Source organism: Paenibacillus sp. SSG-1 (assembly GCF_002224835.1).
Classification (GTDB): Bacteria; Bacillota; Bacilli; order Paenibacillales; family Paenibacillaceae; genus Paenibacillus_AQ; species Paenibacillus_AQ favisporus.
In genome coordinates this window covers 2,704,013-2,720,624 of sequence record NZ_MBRK01000001.1, presented here as the reverse complement: position 1 = coordinate 2,720,624, position 16,612 = coordinate 2,704,013, and the positions used below count along the sequence as shown (strand labels likewise).

General features: G+C 54.8%; 11 protein-coding genes. 1 reads left to right on the top strand and 10 read right to left on the bottom strand.

The genetic code is table 11. From position 1 onward, the window contains the following. Positions 1-21 precede the first annotated feature (21 nt). From BCV73_RS12560 to BCV73_RS12550, 3 genes are all read right to left on the bottom strand, one after another. Positions 22-345, bottom strand: coding sequence for a 2Fe-2S iron-sulfur cluster-binding protein (locus BCV73_RS12560; RefSeq protein WP_089547353.1), 324 nt, complete (start codon positions 343-345; stop codon positions 22-24). 149 nt (positions 346-494) lie between these two features. Next, on the bottom strand, positions 495-1,787 hold the full coding sequence (locus BCV73_RS12555) for a sulfatase-like hydrolase/transferase (RefSeq protein ID WP_089547352.1): 1,293 nt from the start codon (positions 1,785-1,787) through the stop codon (positions 495-497). Between the two features lie 284 nt (positions 1,788-2,071). After that, positions 2,072-4,594, bottom strand: coding sequence for an Ig-like domain-containing protein (locus BCV73_RS12550; protein ID WP_143811852.1), 2,523 nt, complete (start codon positions 4,592-4,594; stop codon positions 2,072-2,074). 643 nt (positions 4,595-5,237) lie between these two features. Between BCV73_RS12550 and BCV73_RS12545 the strand changes: the two genes are divergently transcribed. After that, a complete protein-coding gene (locus tag BCV73_RS12545; RefSeq protein WP_089547350.1) occupies positions 5,238-6,092 on the top strand; it encodes an SDR family oxidoreductase in 855 nt (284 codons plus the stop codon). A 187-nt stretch (positions 6,093-6,279) separates the two neighbouring features. Here BCV73_RS12545 and BCV73_RS12540 read toward each other — a convergent pair whose 3' ends face one another. The 7 genes from BCV73_RS12540 to BCV73_RS12510 all read right to left on the bottom strand — a co-directional run bounded on the left by BCV73_RS12540 (position 6,280) and on the right by BCV73_RS12510 (position 16,486). Further along, positions 6,280-6,609, bottom strand: coding sequence for an SCP2 sterol-binding domain-containing protein (locus BCV73_RS12540; protein WP_089547349.1), 330 nt, complete (start codon positions 6,607-6,609; stop codon positions 6,280-6,282). After that, the gene (locus tag BCV73_RS12535; protein ID WP_179231980.1) at positions 6,587-7,084 is read right to left on the bottom strand and encodes a PaaI family thioesterase; all 498 of its coding nucleotides are present in this window, start codon (positions 7,082-7,084) and stop codon (positions 6,587-6,589) included. Before BCV73_RS12535 ends, BCV73_RS12540 begins: the two co-directional genes overlap by 23 nt. 43 nt (positions 7,085-7,127) lie before the next feature. Then, positions 7,128-8,822, bottom strand: a complete 1,695-nt coding sequence (locus tag BCV73_RS12530; RefSeq protein ID WP_089547348.1) for a long-chain-fatty-acid--CoA ligase — start codon at positions 8,820-8,822, stop codon at positions 7,128-7,130. A gap of 25 nt (positions 8,823-8,847) precedes the next feature. Then, the gene (locus BCV73_RS12525) at positions 8,848-10,629 is read right to left on the bottom strand and encodes an acyl-CoA dehydrogenase family protein (RefSeq protein WP_089547347.1); all 1,782 of its coding nucleotides are present in this window, start codon (positions 10,627-10,629) and stop codon (positions 8,848-8,850) included. A 67-nt stretch (positions 10,630-10,696) separates the two neighbouring features. Continuing rightward, positions 10,697-11,878 (bottom strand): acetyl-CoA C-acetyltransferase, encoded by a 1,182-nt coding sequence (locus BCV73_RS12520; RefSeq protein ID WP_089547346.1) that lies wholly within the window; start codon positions 11,876-11,878, stop codon positions 10,697-10,699. 22 nt (positions 11,879-11,900) lie between these two features. Continuing rightward, positions 11,901-14,303, bottom strand: coding sequence for a 3-hydroxyacyl-CoA dehydrogenase/enoyl-CoA hydratase family protein (locus BCV73_RS12515; protein WP_089547345.1), 2,403 nt, complete (start codon positions 14,301-14,303; stop codon positions 11,901-11,903). After that, a complete protein-coding gene (locus tag BCV73_RS12510; RefSeq protein ID WP_179231979.1) occupies positions 14,300-16,486 on the bottom strand; it encodes a (Fe-S)-binding protein in 2,187 nt (728 codons plus the stop codon). Before BCV73_RS12510 ends, BCV73_RS12515 begins: the two co-directional genes overlap by 4 nt. Positions 16,487-16,612 lie beyond the last annotated feature (126 nt).

Below are 16,612 nucleotides of genomic sequence, written 5' to 3'. Positions count from 1 at the left end.
GGCTGTTTCGGCCCGATTACCTTAGTCTACTGGTCTTTTACCAGGATCCATCCCGGAATCAGATACCGTCATCACAGGTCTGACCGTCAGGTCGTTATGTACCCGAATTTGGCAGGACAGACGGACATTCGGCTCGTGAATTCCTTTGGTGGTAAGAATGGCTGCTTCGGCTTCTCCGACAGGGCCAGCATCGCCTTCCAACACTTCCACCCGGCAGGTCGTGCATCTGGCATTCCCTCCGCAGCGGTGCAAAATATCCACCCCGTTGTCCTCCAGGGCCAGGACGAGCTTCTGCCCTTCCTCTGCTCTAATCGCTTCTCTGCCTTCCACTTGAATCGTTGGCATACGATCAACTCCTTTTATAATTTGGATCCTAATTAACTGGCATTGCTAGATGACAGCTCCAGCCTTCTATTATTTCTTATCTCAAGTCCGAATACAATGAGAACTTTGTCACGGGTGCATCCTTCACGTTTCATTACCCCAAGGAAGAACTACAGAAGCGTTGCATACCATTCCCGGACATCTTTTTCCAATCGCTGCGCAATCTCCGGGAACTCGTCCTTCAGATTGATCCGCTCGCCCGGATCCGCCTCCAAATCGGACAAATGAATATCGTCCGGCTGGGTGCGGTCAAAGTCGAGCTTGCCGCCAAGCACAAGCTTCCATTTGCCCTCCCGAACCACAAGCTGGCTGCCGTACTCCCAGCATATTTGCTGATGTGGAGTGCCTGCCCCTTGCGTCAGCATCGGCACGATGCTGCTTCCGTCGATCTCTTCCGCCGCGGGGACGGGGAGACCGGCGAGATCCAACACGGTCGGCACGATATCGGCCATCATGCCGACGTCATCCTTCGTCTGTCCGGCAGCGATGATGGATGGATAGACGAGGATGGCCGGCTCCCGAATCCCGCCTTCGAACAGGCTGCCCTTATGCCCGCGGAAGATTCCGGCGCTTCCGCCATAGTACACATCTTCTGTTCCGTCCAGGTAATTGCGCGACTCCGAAGACGGCCCATTGTCGCTCGAGAAGAAAATAATGGTGTTTTCGTACGCCCCCACTCGTTTAAGCGCTGCCACAATATCGCCGACTCCGTCATCAACAGCCGAGATCATGGCGGCCATCAGCTGACGGTCCCTTGGGAGGTGACTGTAGCGCTTCATATATTTTTCTGGCGCATGCATCGGGTAATGAGGCGCATTATAAGCGGCATACAGGAAAAACGGCTTATCGGCAGCCCGGCTTGCCTCGATAAAATCGACGGATTTGTCGGTAATCAGATGCGTCAGATACTCGCCGTCCCGCCAGACCTCTTCGCCGTTGCTCCATAAATCGTGCACGGGATTCACACTCGGCATTCCCCAGTAAAAAATGTGGGAATAATAGTCCACGCAACCGGCCTGGAAGCCGAAATATTCATCAAATCCTTTGGCATTGGGCTTGGTGTCCGCTGCGGATCCAAGATGCCATTTCCCGAATAAAGCCGTTCGGTAGCCATGTTCTTTGAGGCGCTGTGCAAGAGTTTTGGTGTCGGCTTTTAATCCGCCTGTTCCCCTTTTTCCGCCTAAAATATGGCTGACACCTGTTTTTGCGGGATACTTTCCCGTCAGAAGGGCCGCGCGGGACGGTGAACATACCGGCGAGTTCGAGTACCAGTTGGTGAAACGCGCTCCATCTTGTGCAAGCGCATCCAAGTGCGGCGTGCGAATCGCATCGGAGCCGTAGCAGCCCAAGTCACCGTATCCCAAATCGTCACAATAAATCACGATCACATTCGGTCTCGTCAAAGTTGAGTCACACCTTTTATGTAGTTTGAGGATGCATTTCGCTCCTTCTTACTCCTTCGCCACAAAATGTAAGATCCCTTGCCTAAGCATGATTTTTAAGCTTTTTTGGTGACAAATCTAAAAATACATCTATATTTATAACGAAATCTATAAGTATCTATTTTCTTTACAGAAACGGGACTTCGTATGAAGCGAAAAAAAAGGACGCAGAACAAACACTGCGCCCTCTTGTTATACCAACCAACTGAATCATATCGATCTTGTTACCTTTGAGAGCTTCGGCATCATCCTCCCCACTCCGTGAATCGGCCGTCGGGGGAATCATAAGCTTGTGCCCAGTAGTACCCGGGCGCCAGGATTCTGCGGGCGGCAAAGCCGGCTTTACCCGCGGCCGCAATGATCGCTTCGGATGAAGCCGTGTACGTACCTGTCGCTGTAGTGGCGCCACCGACATATTTTCCGCCCATAGAGGTAAACCGGCCGTAAACTGTTGCCTGAAGCCCGGCTCCCGTCTCTTTATCGACGACCTGCAGGGAAACGGTCGCCTTGGCCCCGTCGTAAGTGACCTGCATTTGCCCCACGATCATCGGCTTCAGATCGGTATGCCCTGTCGTTGCGGAGAACGGCTGGCTTGCAGGCCCTTCATTACCGGAGGAATCGACGGCCGTTACCTTATAGACATATGTCGTATCCGGCAGCAGCCCGACGTCGCGGAAATTCAGTTTGTTAGATATACCGGCAAGGTTGGCTGGATCCGGTTCAAACTGCGCATCCGTGCCGCGATAAATGCGGTACTCTTTCACGGTGGCATTGTCGGACGCCGGCCCGTAGGTGATATCGACCCGCTGATAATCAAAGGCTGTCGCCTGCGGCGTGCCCGTGACGGCTGATGGCGGTTCGCTGTCCTGCGGCGGCTGCCAGAACACGCTTCCCGGTCCCCATGCAGACGGGAATATTCTCAGGTTGCCGTAATGATGGAGCGCGATCCCTCCAAAGGCAGGATTTCCTTCGAAAGCGGCGTACACTTTATTCAGTTCCGACTCCATGTACGTGCGGCCTTCCTCATAGAAGCTGATGGCCTCCGGATCCCCGCCGTCGGCGACATCGATCGTTTCTACGCCAATGACGACCGAATTCGGCTTGCCGATCTGATTCGCATAGTCGATTTCTCCGCGTGCTTGTTCAATGATCCCTGCACTGCCGTCCGCCTGATCCCGGTAGTCCATAATCGAAATGTAATCGAGCGTATCCTGAACGTGCTGGGACATCCATTTGACCGAGCCGTTCCATGAAATGCTGCTGGCGTCCACCGATGTGTCGAACCAGCGCGGGATGGCGGCTCCGACCTGCAGGTTCAGACCGGAAGCCTGCTTACGGTCCATCAATGCCTTGAGCATGTCAAGGTACTGCACCTGAACCGAAGGTTTGGCGCTTTTAAAATCACCGAGGCTGTAAGGCTCCGTATCAATGTTTACACCGTCGAATCTTTCCCTTGGATCCGAGGATAAATTGTAATTCAGGATACCTTCGAACTCGGCCACCGCCTGAGTCCGGTAACGGGCATAGGCTCCGAAATAGGGCGGCGTCGTACCGCCGGCGATCAAAGCCTGCACCTGGTAGCCCTTATCATGAGCCCAGCCGACGAAATCCCTGACCTCCGGCCGTTTGTCCTGCAGCATTCGCATGCCGAAATAGGGTCCGACCGCCAGGTACAGCGTCCGGATCGGTCTCTGCCCGAACGTCGACGTATCGGATGCCATAGCATCCAGCACATTACGTGAACCCGGGTTCATGATCAGGGGGTACGATTCATTTTCCCAGATCCACATGGCCCGATCCTGGCCGTACACCTGCTGGGTAACGGTCGTCGGACTGGATGCTGCTTCAACCTGCTCGGAACCAGGATTTGCATTCATTTGCATCCCCTTATCCGGATTCACTTCATGAACTGTCTCTTCCGAGGGAGGGGCCGTCAGCTCATCTTGTGCCGTGTCGACATCTTGAGCTGTTGGGGCATCTTGAACTGTTGAGGCTTCTTGTGCTTGAGGTACCTCTTGCTCTGTTAAGTTATCTTGTACCGCTGAAGCACCCTGTACTGTTGAGTCATCCTGTACTGTTGAGGCATCCTGTGCGGTTTCGTTATTTTGCAGCGTTTGGGCATTTTGATCGATTTGAGCATTCTGGTCTTTCTGGACATTCAGTTCCGCTTCGGCATTCTGTTGGATATTTCGATCTGTTTGAACATCCTGATCATTCTGGGCATCCTGCTCTGTCCAGCCCTCTTGGTCCTGCTGGTCCTCCTGCAGCATTGCTTGGCTGGATACGTTCGCGACTTTCACATATTTTGCGCTGCTGTATCCTGTATTTCCGTTAGCATCCACGGCTTTCGCTTCAAGACTATTGACCCGTCCGGCATAAGCCGCTGTCTTCCACTTGTATTGGTATCCTGATCCTTTGGGAGGCGCATCCTTCCACTCTCCGCCGTTAATCCGGATTTGCACTTTGCTGACCGGATTTTTGCCCCCTGCTTGAATGAGGACATTGACACTCCCCATCACGGGGCTCGTTTCGCCTGGGCTTGTAATCTGCACTTGCGGGAGGGCGGCGCCCGGATTGTCTACCTCCACCGACATATAGGGAGACCAGGCCACATAGCGGGTCACACTGTCTTTTCCCCTAGCTGCCAGTTCTACCGGACCGTCGTACTTGGAGAAATCGACGTCAGCATACCAGCTTCCGCTGCCGTCCGCTTCCGGATCATCCATGTGGGCACTGACGAGCGAATCGCCGCCTACGGCGAGCTCCACGTCATACACTCCTGAAAACGTTCCGGAAATCCGGGACATCCCCGGCCCCAAGGGGCCTGAAGGTTGGTCTATCGTGATGAGAGGAGCAGCAAAGACAGGCAAAGGAGGAATTCCAAACACCGAAAGAACGACCGTGAGGATCAGACAAATTCCGACGTGACGAACAGCTCGCGGATTTCGGGCACGTCTTTGGGCATGCCCCTGCTTAATTGCCATAAGTCTCTTCACTTCCTTTACATAATGTGTGAATGACCTTGACATCGCAACGGGAAAAAGGGCTAGGAGGAAGGGTACAAGCTGAGGAATGTTAGTTTGAAGCGTTTACTTCTTCTTATTATGGCGGACGTTCGCTTAGAACCACATGTGACAAAAATGTGAACAATAAAAGGGGTTTCAGCAATTTTCCGCGGTTTTTCTACCCGAATTTCATCCTCCCGCCGGGTACCGCGATGTCCCCTGTACCTGGATAAACCTTCAGTGAACAACCGCACGTACGCCGATGGAGGATGAAACTTATAACTTCGAATCCGTGCCCTTTCCCCACATAGCAAAGGCTGCTCTATACACCGCTTTCCCGTTCCGATATAGTGGAAGTTAAGCAGGATGAATTCTTTTCCAGCATATATTTTGGGAGGAATCGGAAATGGAACCTTTTGCGCAGAACTTGTTACAGGACAAAGTGGTGTTGATTACCGGGGGAGCAACGGGTCTGGGCCGGGCCATGGGTGAAAAGTTCGTACGGCTTGGTGCCAAACTGGCGATCGCAGGGCGCCGGGAAGAAGTGCTGAAGCAGACAGCCGAACAATTTCTTGATAGCGGTTACAAAATATTCTATGCTCCTTGCGACGTTCGGGAACCGGCACAGATTGCGGAGTTGGCGGATGCCGTTGAACGGCATTTCGGCCGAGTTGACATTCTCGTCAACAATGCCGCCGGCAATTTCATCAGTCCCACCGAGAGGTTGTCCCCTCGAGCCGTAGACGCGGTGCTGAACATCGTGCTGCACGGCACGTTCTATGCGACCCTGGAGATCGGCAAACGCTGGATCGACCGCGGCCAGGGAGGCACCATGCTCAATATCGTGACGACCTATGCTTCGACCGGATCGGCTTATGTCGTTCCATCCGCTGCGGCCAAAGCCGGCGTGCTGGCACTGACCCGTTCCCTTGCGGTGGAATGGGCACGTTACGGGATTCGCCAGGTGGCGATCGCCCCCGGACCCTTTCCAACCGAAGGCGCATGGTCCCGCCTCTCTCCCACGCCGGAGCTGGAGCAGCAGATGATCGATCGCGTCCCTTTACGCCGGGTCGGGAACAAAGAGGAGCTGGCGAACTTGGCTGCCTACCTGGTTTCTGATTACGCGGGATATATCAATGGGGAAGTGGTCACCATTGACGGTGGAGAATGGCTGCAGGGGGCGGGCGAATTCAATGACCTTCGCTCCGTCACTGAGGAACAATGGGATGCTCTCGCCAAATTAACCCGTAAAGGGAAATAAGAAAAAACGTCTATCGGCGCACCTTCTAAGAAGCCAGACCGCATTTAGCGGAAGTTTTTCTTGCGAGATAAGGAAGCCCAATCTCCGAAGCTTATCCTTTTCTTATATTTAAAATAACAGCACAAATAGGCTGCTCTGCATAAGGCAGCCTATATTTTTGCATTCATCGATGTCGTAAACCAGGCATTCAAACCTGATACTGCTTCAGAATTTCCTGAAGCTTCAGAGCCAGGCCAAGACGGCCGTCGATCCGGAGTGATCCGGTCATGTACGCCATCGTCGTGTTCAAGTCGTTCCGGAGCAGTTTCCGAAGATGGCTCTCAGACATCGTCAGCGTGCAGTCTGCGTCACCCGAAGCGTCCTCCACAACCCGAACGGTTCCGTCATGGAAATATACCTGCAAATGTTTCCCTGTATCCTTAATATGAAAATGGTAGGAGGCGCTTAGCCCATCCAGCGCCCCAGGCTGTTCGTTCATTTTTCCGGCCATCGCTTCAAGTTCTTGTACCACGCTCATCCATCGTCCCCCTTTTATCGCTCTCTGTTTGCGCTTCAGGGACATGCCTTTCCAGCACCCTGAAGGTGCCGGTGCCGAAGGCGAGCAGATCCCCGTTCTCTTTGCGCGCATAGGCCTGGGCTGTTATCAGCTTGCGCGAGCTGTGGATGATCTCGGCCGTCACGATGACACGCCCTTCACCCGTGGAAGCCACGTAGTTCATGTTCAAATTCACAGTAACCACATTGGCTTCCGGCCTGGCCAGCATAATGAGTATGCCCATGGCGGAGTCGATGGCTGAAGCATGCATGCCGCCGTGCACGATCCCGATGAGATTGAGATGATGGGGCAAAATATCAAAGGCTACCACGACCTGATCGCCTTTAAGTTCAATCAGTTCGCATCCGATAAAATCCCAAAAGGTATGCTTCGCGGCGTTCTCCAGCTGCTTCAGCTTCAGGTTCATCTTCAGGCTGTCCGTCGTTTCCGGATTCATGTCCTTGCCCTCCTTCTCATTAAGCGTCGCCGGGTAACATCCCCTATAGATCGACCTTCGATTGATTGACCAGCTTCTCATTCTCTTCTTCGATCAGTTTGCGGCGAAGCACCTTGCCCACCAGCGTCTTGGGCAGCGACTCGCGAAACTCGTAGATCTTGGGCACTTTATACACAGCCAGCCGTTCCTTGCACCACTGCTTCAGCTCCTGCTCGGTAACAGACGAGCCTTTCCGGAGCACGATGTAAGCCTTTACATTTTCACCGCGGTAAGGGTCGTTCACGCCTGCCACGACGGCTTCCTCCACATCCGGATGCTCGAACAGCACCTCCTCGATTTCCCGCGGGTAGATGTTATAACCGCCGGCTATAATCAGGTCTTTGCGCCGGTCCAAAATGTAAAAAAAGCCCTCTTCATCCATCCTTGCCAGATCCCCGGTGTACAGCCAGCCGTCCCGGAGCGTGCGCTCCGTATCTTCCGGCCGGTTCCAATACCCCTTCATGACCTGTGGGCCGCGGACAACCAGCTCGCCGATTTCGCCAAGCGGCAGCTCTTCACCTGTATCGGGATGCACAACACGGGCTTCGGTATCCGGTAAAGGAATGCCGATCGAGCCGTTTTTGCGTTTCTCCCATATGTTGTTGGCATGCGTAACCGGGGACGCTTCGGTCAATCCGTAACCTTCGATCAGCTTGCCGTGCGTGACTTCCTCGAACCGCTCCTGTACCTCCAGGGGCAGCGGAGCCGCTCCGCTGATACATATATTTATGGAAGAAAGGTCGTACTTGTGCACTTCAGGATGGTGAATCACCGCAATATACATGGTCGGCGCCCCGGGAAACACCGTCGGCTTCCGCCGGTCAATGATCTTCAGCACCTGATTGATTTCAAAACGTGGAACCAAGATGAGCGTTCCGGCATTATAAACTGCCTGATTAAGCAGCACCGTAAGCCCGAATACATGAAAAAAAGGCAGCGCAGCCAAGTATTTTTCCTGGCCGATCCGTGCCCGGTAAAACCACAGCTGCGATTGAATCGTATTGGCTACCAGGTTCATATGCGTCAGCATGACGCCTTTGGCGAAACCGGTCGTTCCTCCGGTATACTGGATGAGCGCTAGGTCCTGTTCCGCATCGATGTCTACCTTGACCGGGTCGCTGCTTGATTGTTTCATGAGACGGGTAAAGGATAAGATCCGATCGTCATACGTGACGGAGACATTTGTTCCGTCTTTTTTGGCGGCAAGAGGGTATAGGATGTTTTTCGGAAAAGGCAAATAGTCTTTGACCGACGTGACGATCAGCTTACTGAGCGGCCTGTGGGTCATCGCCTGTTCCACGCGCTGCACCAGCGCATCCAACGTCACGATGATGCGGACGTCAGCGTCGGATAACTGATGCTGAATTTCCCGCGGCACGTACAGCGGGTTAGTCATGACTACCACGCCGCCCGCAAGGAGCGCACCGTAATACGCAATGACCTCCTGCGGACAGTTAGGCAGCATGATGGCGATCCGGTCCCCTTTGCGGACACCCAGCCGGAGCAGGGCGTTCGCAAACCGGTTTACCGAAACCAGCAGGGATCGGAATGTCATTTTCTTGCCCATAAAATCCAGAGCAATATGCTCTGGATATCGGGAAGCGGAATCCACTAGAAATTGCGCAATGTTCTGCTTGGGATACTCGTAACTGTGCGGGACCTCATTAGGATACTGATTTAACCAAGGTTTACTCGACATCCAGGCCACCCCATCTCACGAATTGTTACAGCACGTATTTTTCCGCGGCAATGACCTTTTCAGCGATTTCACGCTTCAATCCAAGCGTATTGACAGGCGACTTTCTCGTCAGCTTTTTCAGAACGGACAGCTGCGTCCGGAGCGTGTCGCCCGATTCCATCGCAGCGAGCACTTCCTTCGCCCACGTTTCGATTTTATTGAATTCGTCATGAACGAATACGGTCGTCATCAGGATCGGCAGGCGAGCCTTGTCTTCGCCTGAGCGGTCGATGATTTTTTGCGTACGCAGCAGCGCACTTTCCATCGCATAGACGGAAATCATCATATCGGACAGATGGCTCAGAATCTCCTGTTCGTCCTCGAGCTTCAATTGATATTTCTGTACGGCCTGGGCGCCGGCCATCAGGAAAATTTTCTTTGCCATCTTGATCAGATGGGCTTCCTGATCAAGCGTTCCCTCGAAGGTTTGCGGAGGAATCGGCTCCAGAAGCTCGGCCTGCAGCGCCACGGCCTTTTGCATCAGCGGCAGCTGGCCCTTCATGGCCCGTTTCACCAAAGTGCCCGGAATGAGCAGACGGTTGATTTCGTTTGTGCCTTCGAATATGCGGTTGATCCGAGAATCCCGATAATTCCGCTCCACCCGGTACTCTTGAATAAAGCCGTATCCGCCATGGATTTGCACGCCTTCGTCGACGACGAAATCCAGCGTTTCGGAACCGAACACCTTGTTAATCGAGCATTCGAGCTGATATTCGGCAATGGCTTTGGCCGATTGATAGCCCACTTCTGGACTGGTGTGATCCACTTCGGCAAGGCCAACATCGAACAGACCTGCCGTGCGGTAAACCATGCTCTCGAGCGCGTACGTTTTCGTATTCATATCCGCCAGCTTCTTGCCGATCAGCGGGAAGGTGGAGATTTTCCGGCCAAACTGCGCGCGCTCGTTCGCGTACTTGGCAGCCAGTTCAATCGTATCCTTGGAGGCGCCTACACAACCGGCGGCCAGCTTGAAGCGTCCGATGTTCAGGATGTTGAAGGCGATCAAATGCCCCTTGCCTACTTCCCATAACAGATTCTCTACAGGCACTTTCACATCCTCCAGGATTAGCGGACAGGTGGACGATCCTTTTATTCCCATTTTTTTCTCTTCCGGTCCAATGCTGACGCCTTCCATCGTGCGCTCCACGATAAAAGTGCTGAAGTCCTTGCCGTCCACTTTGGCGTACACGATGAATAGGTCAGCGAAACCGGCATTCGTGATAAACTGCTTGCTGCCGTTCAATACATAATATTCACCGTCCTCGGATAAGGTGGCTGTCGTTTTCGCCCCCAGCGCATCTGAACCGGAGGAAGGCTCCGTTAAGCAGTAGGCGGCGATCTTCTCGCCGGTTGCCAGAGCAGGCAGGTATTTCTGCTTTTGCTCCTCAGTGCCGAAATAGACGATCGGCAGCGTGCCGATGCCGACATGGGCCCCGATCGACAAAGCGAATGCGGATGCCTTGGTCAGCCGCTCGCTGATCAGCGTCGAACTGACCTTATCCAGACCAAGCCCGCCATAGGCCTCCGGCACGTCGGCGCCGAGCAGTCCGAGTTCCCCGGCTTTGCGCATCTTCTCCACCGTAAGCTCATAATTCAGTTTTTCGATCGCTTCGTCATGGGGCACCACTTCACCGGCTACAAAATCCTCCGTCGTCTCGGCGATCATTCGGTGTTCTTCCGTAAAATCTTCCGGGGTCACAATGCTGTGAAAGTCCGTGTCTTCAATGATATAACTGCCGCCGATCACCTTATTCATCGTTGTGCTCATCGTTCCCGTCTCCTTTGCGATATGAATTTTTAAGTTAAAAACCAAATCACTGTAGAACGCTTTCTGCTTACGGATGAACCTCAAACACGCCTGCGGCACCCATGCCGCCGCCGATGCACATGGACACCACACCGTAACCGCCGCCGCGCCGCTTCAGCTCGCTGATCAGGGTCGTCGTCAGCTTCGTGCCTGTGCAGCCCAGCGGATGCCCAAGCGCAATCGCTCCGCCGTTGACGTTCACTTTCTCCTCATCGATGCCAAGCTCCCGGATAATGTGGACGCACTGGGAGGCGAACGCCTCGTTGATTTCGAATAAATCCACGTCTTCCAGCGTAATTCCGGCCATCTGCAGCGCCTTCGGAATCGCCTTGACCGGACCGACGCCCATAATTTCCGGCTCGACGCCGCTGAGCGCGAAGGAACGGAACGTGGCAAGCGGCTGCAAGCCAAGCGCCTCGGCTTTTTCCCGGCTCATGACAACAACCGCCGCAGCCCCGTCGCTGACCTGGGACGCATTCCCCGCCGTGACTGATCCGTTCAGCTTGAACGCCGGTTTCAGCTTGCCCAGCACCTCCACTGTCGTGTCGCTCCGCACGCCTTCGTCCACCCGGAATTCGAAGGTTTTCTTCTGCACTTTGCCTTTCTCATCCACGCTTTTCAGTTCGGCCTGAACCGGCACGATTTCGTCCTGGAACTTGCCTTCCGCAAGCGCCTGCGCTGCCCTGGCGTGCGATCTCGCAGCGAACCGGTCCTGATCTTCCCGGCTGATGCCGAACCGATCGGCTACCTCTTCCGCCGTATGTCCCATGGCGATGTAGACCTCCGGCATCTGCTCAACGATCTTCGGATTCGGCGACATCTTGAAACCGGTCATCGGCACATGACTCATGCTCTCCACGCCCCCGGCGATCAGGATATCGGCATGCCCCAGCATGACTCGCTCCGCCGCGAAGGCGATCGACTGAAGGCCGGAGGAGCAAAACCGGTTGATCGTCAGCGCCGGCACCGTCACCGGGAATCCGGCGTACAGCGACATGATCCGGGCGAAATTAAGCCCCTGCTCGCCTTCCGGCATGGCGCAGCCGATGATGATGTCCTCCACGTCTTCCTTTTTAAGACCCGGCGCGCGTTCCACGACGGCTTCCAGCACCGTTTTCCCGAGATCGTCGGCCCGTGTCTGTGCCAGGCTGCCTTTCTTGGCACGGCCGACTGCGGTACGCGCCATCGATACAATGACTGCTTCTTTCATGGAATATCCCCTCCCGTGGATGTTAGTTGCGGAGCGCCTTACCTTTGGTTAACATGTGGTGCATGCGCTGCTGCGTCTTCGGTTCGCCGCACAGGCTCAAGAAAGCCTCGCGCTCGAGGTCGAGCATATACTCCTCACTGACAAGGGTTCCTGCCGGGACATCACCGCCGGCGAGAACATGGGCCAGTTTTCTGGCGATCAGGTAATCATGGTCGCTGATATAACCGCTTTGCTTCATGCCAAGCGCACCAAGCTGAAGTACGGCCTTACCCTCCGCCCCGACAACCCGGATCTTCTCCTGCGGGATCGGTTCATAGCCGCTGCGATCCAGACCGAGAACAGCCTGCTTCGCCTGATAGATCTGAACATCCTGACTCACCGCGATACGGTCGCTTGGCCGCAAGTACCCGAGACGCTTGGCATCGTGGCCGCTCGTCGATACCGTCGCCGTCCCCACGGTTTGGAAAATGTGATTGATGTACGGCTGCAGATCCGCATCCGGAAGACCGGCCGTTTGGCTTGCCCGCAGCGCCAGTTCCTTGCACCCTCCACCGGCGGGGATCAGGCCGACGCCGACTTCGACAAGACCGTAATACGTCTCCGGCGCTGCGATGACCAGGTCGGCCGGCATACAGGATTCGACCCCGCCGCCGAGGCACATGCGGTGCGGCGCGGCCACGACCGGCTTTTCAAACCGCTTCAGCGCGTACATCGTGTACTGGAATTTCCGGATGATTTCGTTGATTTCGTCCCATTCTTCGTCCTGTGCTTCCATGAGGAGCAGCATAATGTTGGCTCCCACACAGTAGTTGCGTGCCTGGTTCGCAATCACGAGTCCTCTGAAATTGCTGCGCACCTCGTCAATGCTCTGCGTAATCATGGAGAGAATGTCCTCGCCGATCGCATTGTTGGGCGAATGGAATTCCAGGCAGGCGACGCCGTCTCCAAGGTCGATCAGACTGGCGCCGCTGTTTCCTTTCACCACCTTGTTTTGCTCTTTCAGGCTGCGCAGATTGATGACTTCTTCCGGCTGTTCTACCTCATGGTATGCGCCAGACGCCACATGAATTGAATACAGCCGGCCCTCCTCCTGCTTGTAAAAGGACTTGTGTCCCGCAGCGACCCACTCGTTAACCCAGGCGGGAACGGTCAAGCCTTCGGCTTCCATCCGCTCCACAGACCGGGCCAAGCCGATGGCGTCCCAGGTCTCAAACGGCCCGAGTTCCCAGGAGAAGCCCCATTTCATGGCATCGTCGATCTCCTTGACCGAATCGGCGATCTCGCCCACCTTTTCGGCCGAATAGACAAGCACCTGCTTCAGAATGTCCCAGGCCAGATCCGAGTAGCGGTCCTTCGCCCCGAGGAGCGCCTTTGTTTTCGCTCCGGCTCCCTTGGCCATTTTCGCGGCTTCCAACGATGCCGATTTGGGCTTCGTCTGCGGCACGTATTCCAGCGTTTTCAGGTCAAGCGATAAAATCTCGCTGCCGGCCGGCGTTTTCTTTTTCAAATAGAAGCCCTGTCCGCTCTTCTCCCCGAGCCAGCCGCGCGCCACCATGCCCGTCAGCACGTCCGGCGAAGTGAAAACCGCCTGTTCGCGTTCATTCTCGACATTCATCCGGACGTTGTCCGCGACATGAACGAACGTGTCGAGCCCCACCAGATCCAGCGTGCGGAAGGTAGCGCTTTTCGGACGCCCCATCGCCGGTCCGGTCACTGCATCGACCTCTTCCACTGTGAAGCCCTTCTCCATCATTTCCTGCAGAGTCACAAGCAGGCCGTAAGTACCGATCCGGTTCGCAATAAAGTTAGGCGTATCCTTGGCGATGACGACACCCTTGCCGAGCACCCTTTCACAAAAATCCTTCATACGCGCCACGAGCTCCGGCTCCGTGTCCCGTCCGGGGATAATTTCAAGCAGCTTCATATAACGGGGCGGATTAAAGAAATGCGTGCCCAGGAAGTGTTTTCTGAACGATTCGCCGCATTCGGCCGTCATCTCGTTGATCGAGATGCCCGACGTGTTCGAGCTGACCACCGTACCGGGTTTCCAATGCTCCTCTACGCGCTTCAGGAGCTGCCGCTTCACTTCCAGATTCTCGACCACCACTTCGATGACCCAGTCGACGCCTGCAATTTGCGGTAGATGATCTTCGAGGTTGCCCGGCGTAATCCGGGAAGCAAACGCAGGATCATACAGCGGAGCCGGCTTGATCTTGCTGAGCTTCTCAATGGCTGAAGTTGCAAGACGACTGCGTACCGCCGGATGTTCCAGCGTCAACCCCTTCTTCGCTTCTTCCTCTGTCAGCTGAGTCGGAACGACGTCCAGCAGTAAGCACGGGATACCGACATTGGCCAGATGTGCAGCAATGCCGGAACCCATAATTCCTGAGCCGATGACGGCTGCCTTGCGAATGGATTTGTTCATTGTGTGCTTGCCTCCATTTCAAATCCTTTATTGTGAGCAGCGGAATCCCCAAACACGGACAGCTCCAAAATTTCAGCGATATCCTTTGCTTTCACACGCTCTTCCACTTCCTTCATCTTCGTCCCGTCCTCCATCATGGTCAGGCAGTAAGGACAGGCGCTGCTGATGATGCTTGGATTCACTTCCAGCGCCTGCTCTGTGCGGGCAAGGTTCACCCGTTTGCCGGACGTCTCCTCCATCCACATCATGCCGCCCCCGGCGCCGCAGCACATCGCATTTTCCCGCGTGCGCTTCATTTCAACGAGCTCCACGCCGGGAATGGCCCGGAGGACGCTGCGTGGTTGGTCATACACGTTGTTATAGCGTCCCAGATAACACGAGTCGTGATAAGTGATCCGCTCCTTCACTTCATACTGGGGTTTCAGCTTCCCTTCGCGAAGGAGCTGATCCAGCAGCTCGGAGTGATGAAGGACCTCCACCCCTTCGAGCCCGAATTCGGGGTATTCGTTTTTGAACGTGTTGAAGGTGTGCGGGCAGGCGGTCACGATTTTCTGGACGCCGTATTTTTCGAAAATCTCGATGTTCTCCATGCACAGCTGCTGAAACAGCATCTCATTGCCCATCCGGCGGGGCGTATCCCCCGAATTTTTCTCTTCGTTGCCGAGAATGGCGAAATTGACGCCGGATTCGTTCAAGAGGCGGGCAAACGCCTTGGAGATTTTGCGGCTGCGCAGATCGTATGAGCCCATCGATCCGACGAAGAACAAATATTCAAACTGCGGATTGTCCTTGACGGTCGGCACCCGGATGCCTTCCACCTCGCCGGTCCAGTTGGCCCGGTCGTTGCGGTTCAATCCCCAGGGATTGCTTTGCCGTTCAATATTTTGCAGGGCTCGCTGCCCCTCTGCCGGCATGTTTCCTTCCATCAGCACGAGATGGCGGCGCAAATCGATAATTTTATCGACATGCTCGTTGCCGACCGGGCACTGATCCTCGCAGTTGCGGCAGGTGGTACAGGACCAGATCTCCTCCTCGGTCATGACGTCGCCGATCAAGTTCATGTCCTGCGGACTTGTGTCCTGATGGGTCCAGGTGGCCTTCTGCCATGCCAGCGTCGGGCGAATATCCGTCACGCCTTCCGCTGAAGACCAATCGGGATGGGTTTCGGCCACGGCTGCATCCAATGCATGCGCTCCACTCCCGGCAAAAGCATATTCGGGAACATACGGAGACTTACCGGTAACGGCTGTACCCTTTTCCGTCAAATGATCGCGTAGTTTAGTAATAAGATGCATCGGCGACAGAACCTTGCCGGTATTGGAAGCCGGGCAGACGTTCGTGCAGCGGCCGCATTCCACACAAGCGTAGAAGTCGATCATCTGCTTTTGCGTAAAATCTTCGATCCTGCCGACGCCGAACGACTCGGCTTCTTCATCTTCAAGGTCAAGCTTGCTCAGCTTGCCGACAGGCTCGGAGCGGCCCAGCCAAATATTGACCGGTGCGGTAATGAGGTGAAAATGCTTCGATTGAGGAACATAGACGAGAAAAGATAGCAGAATAAACAGATGGGCCCACCAAAAAATGTAGAACAATACGGATGCCGCCGTCCCGGACATGCCGGTGAAGATGGCCGCAATCGCTGAGGATATAGGTGCGTAAGCGGATGGCTCGAGGTCGAGCCGGATTCTTTCGAAGGTAAGCGACAGGAGCACAGACAGCATCAGGGAGAAGATAAAGAACACGACAATGCTCGGCTTCCACCCTTTCTTGAGGCGCGCAAGCTTCTCGCCATACCGGCGGTAAGCGGCATATCCCATCGCTACAAGGACCAGAAACACCGTGATCTCCTGAAGCAGACCGAATACGTCGTACGCGGGAAGCGGAAGGTGGCCGCCGTCTGTCAGTCCTTTGATAATGAGATCCAGCGCGCCGAACTGAAGGATGATGAAGCCGTAAAAGATCACCACGTGCATAATGCCGCTCTTCCGGTCCTTCAGCAGCTTTTTCTGGCCGAACACCTGTCCCAGGAACTCGCCCCATCTGCCTTCACGCTGCTTCCGGAAATCCACCGGCTTGCCGAGCTTCACGTACAGCAGTCTGTGATACACCGCTTGGCAGAACAAATAAATACCGTACCCGGTCACAGCGAGAAACAGCAGTAAATTGACGATAGGCCACACCATTTGTCATCCGTCCTTTCTTCGTATTCACCTAAGTTTGGTGACGGGTTACATTTCGTAAGCGGTTACAAAGCTTGTTTAAAAATAAAATCTTACTTTGAAAACATTGACAACTGGCACTGTTTCCCA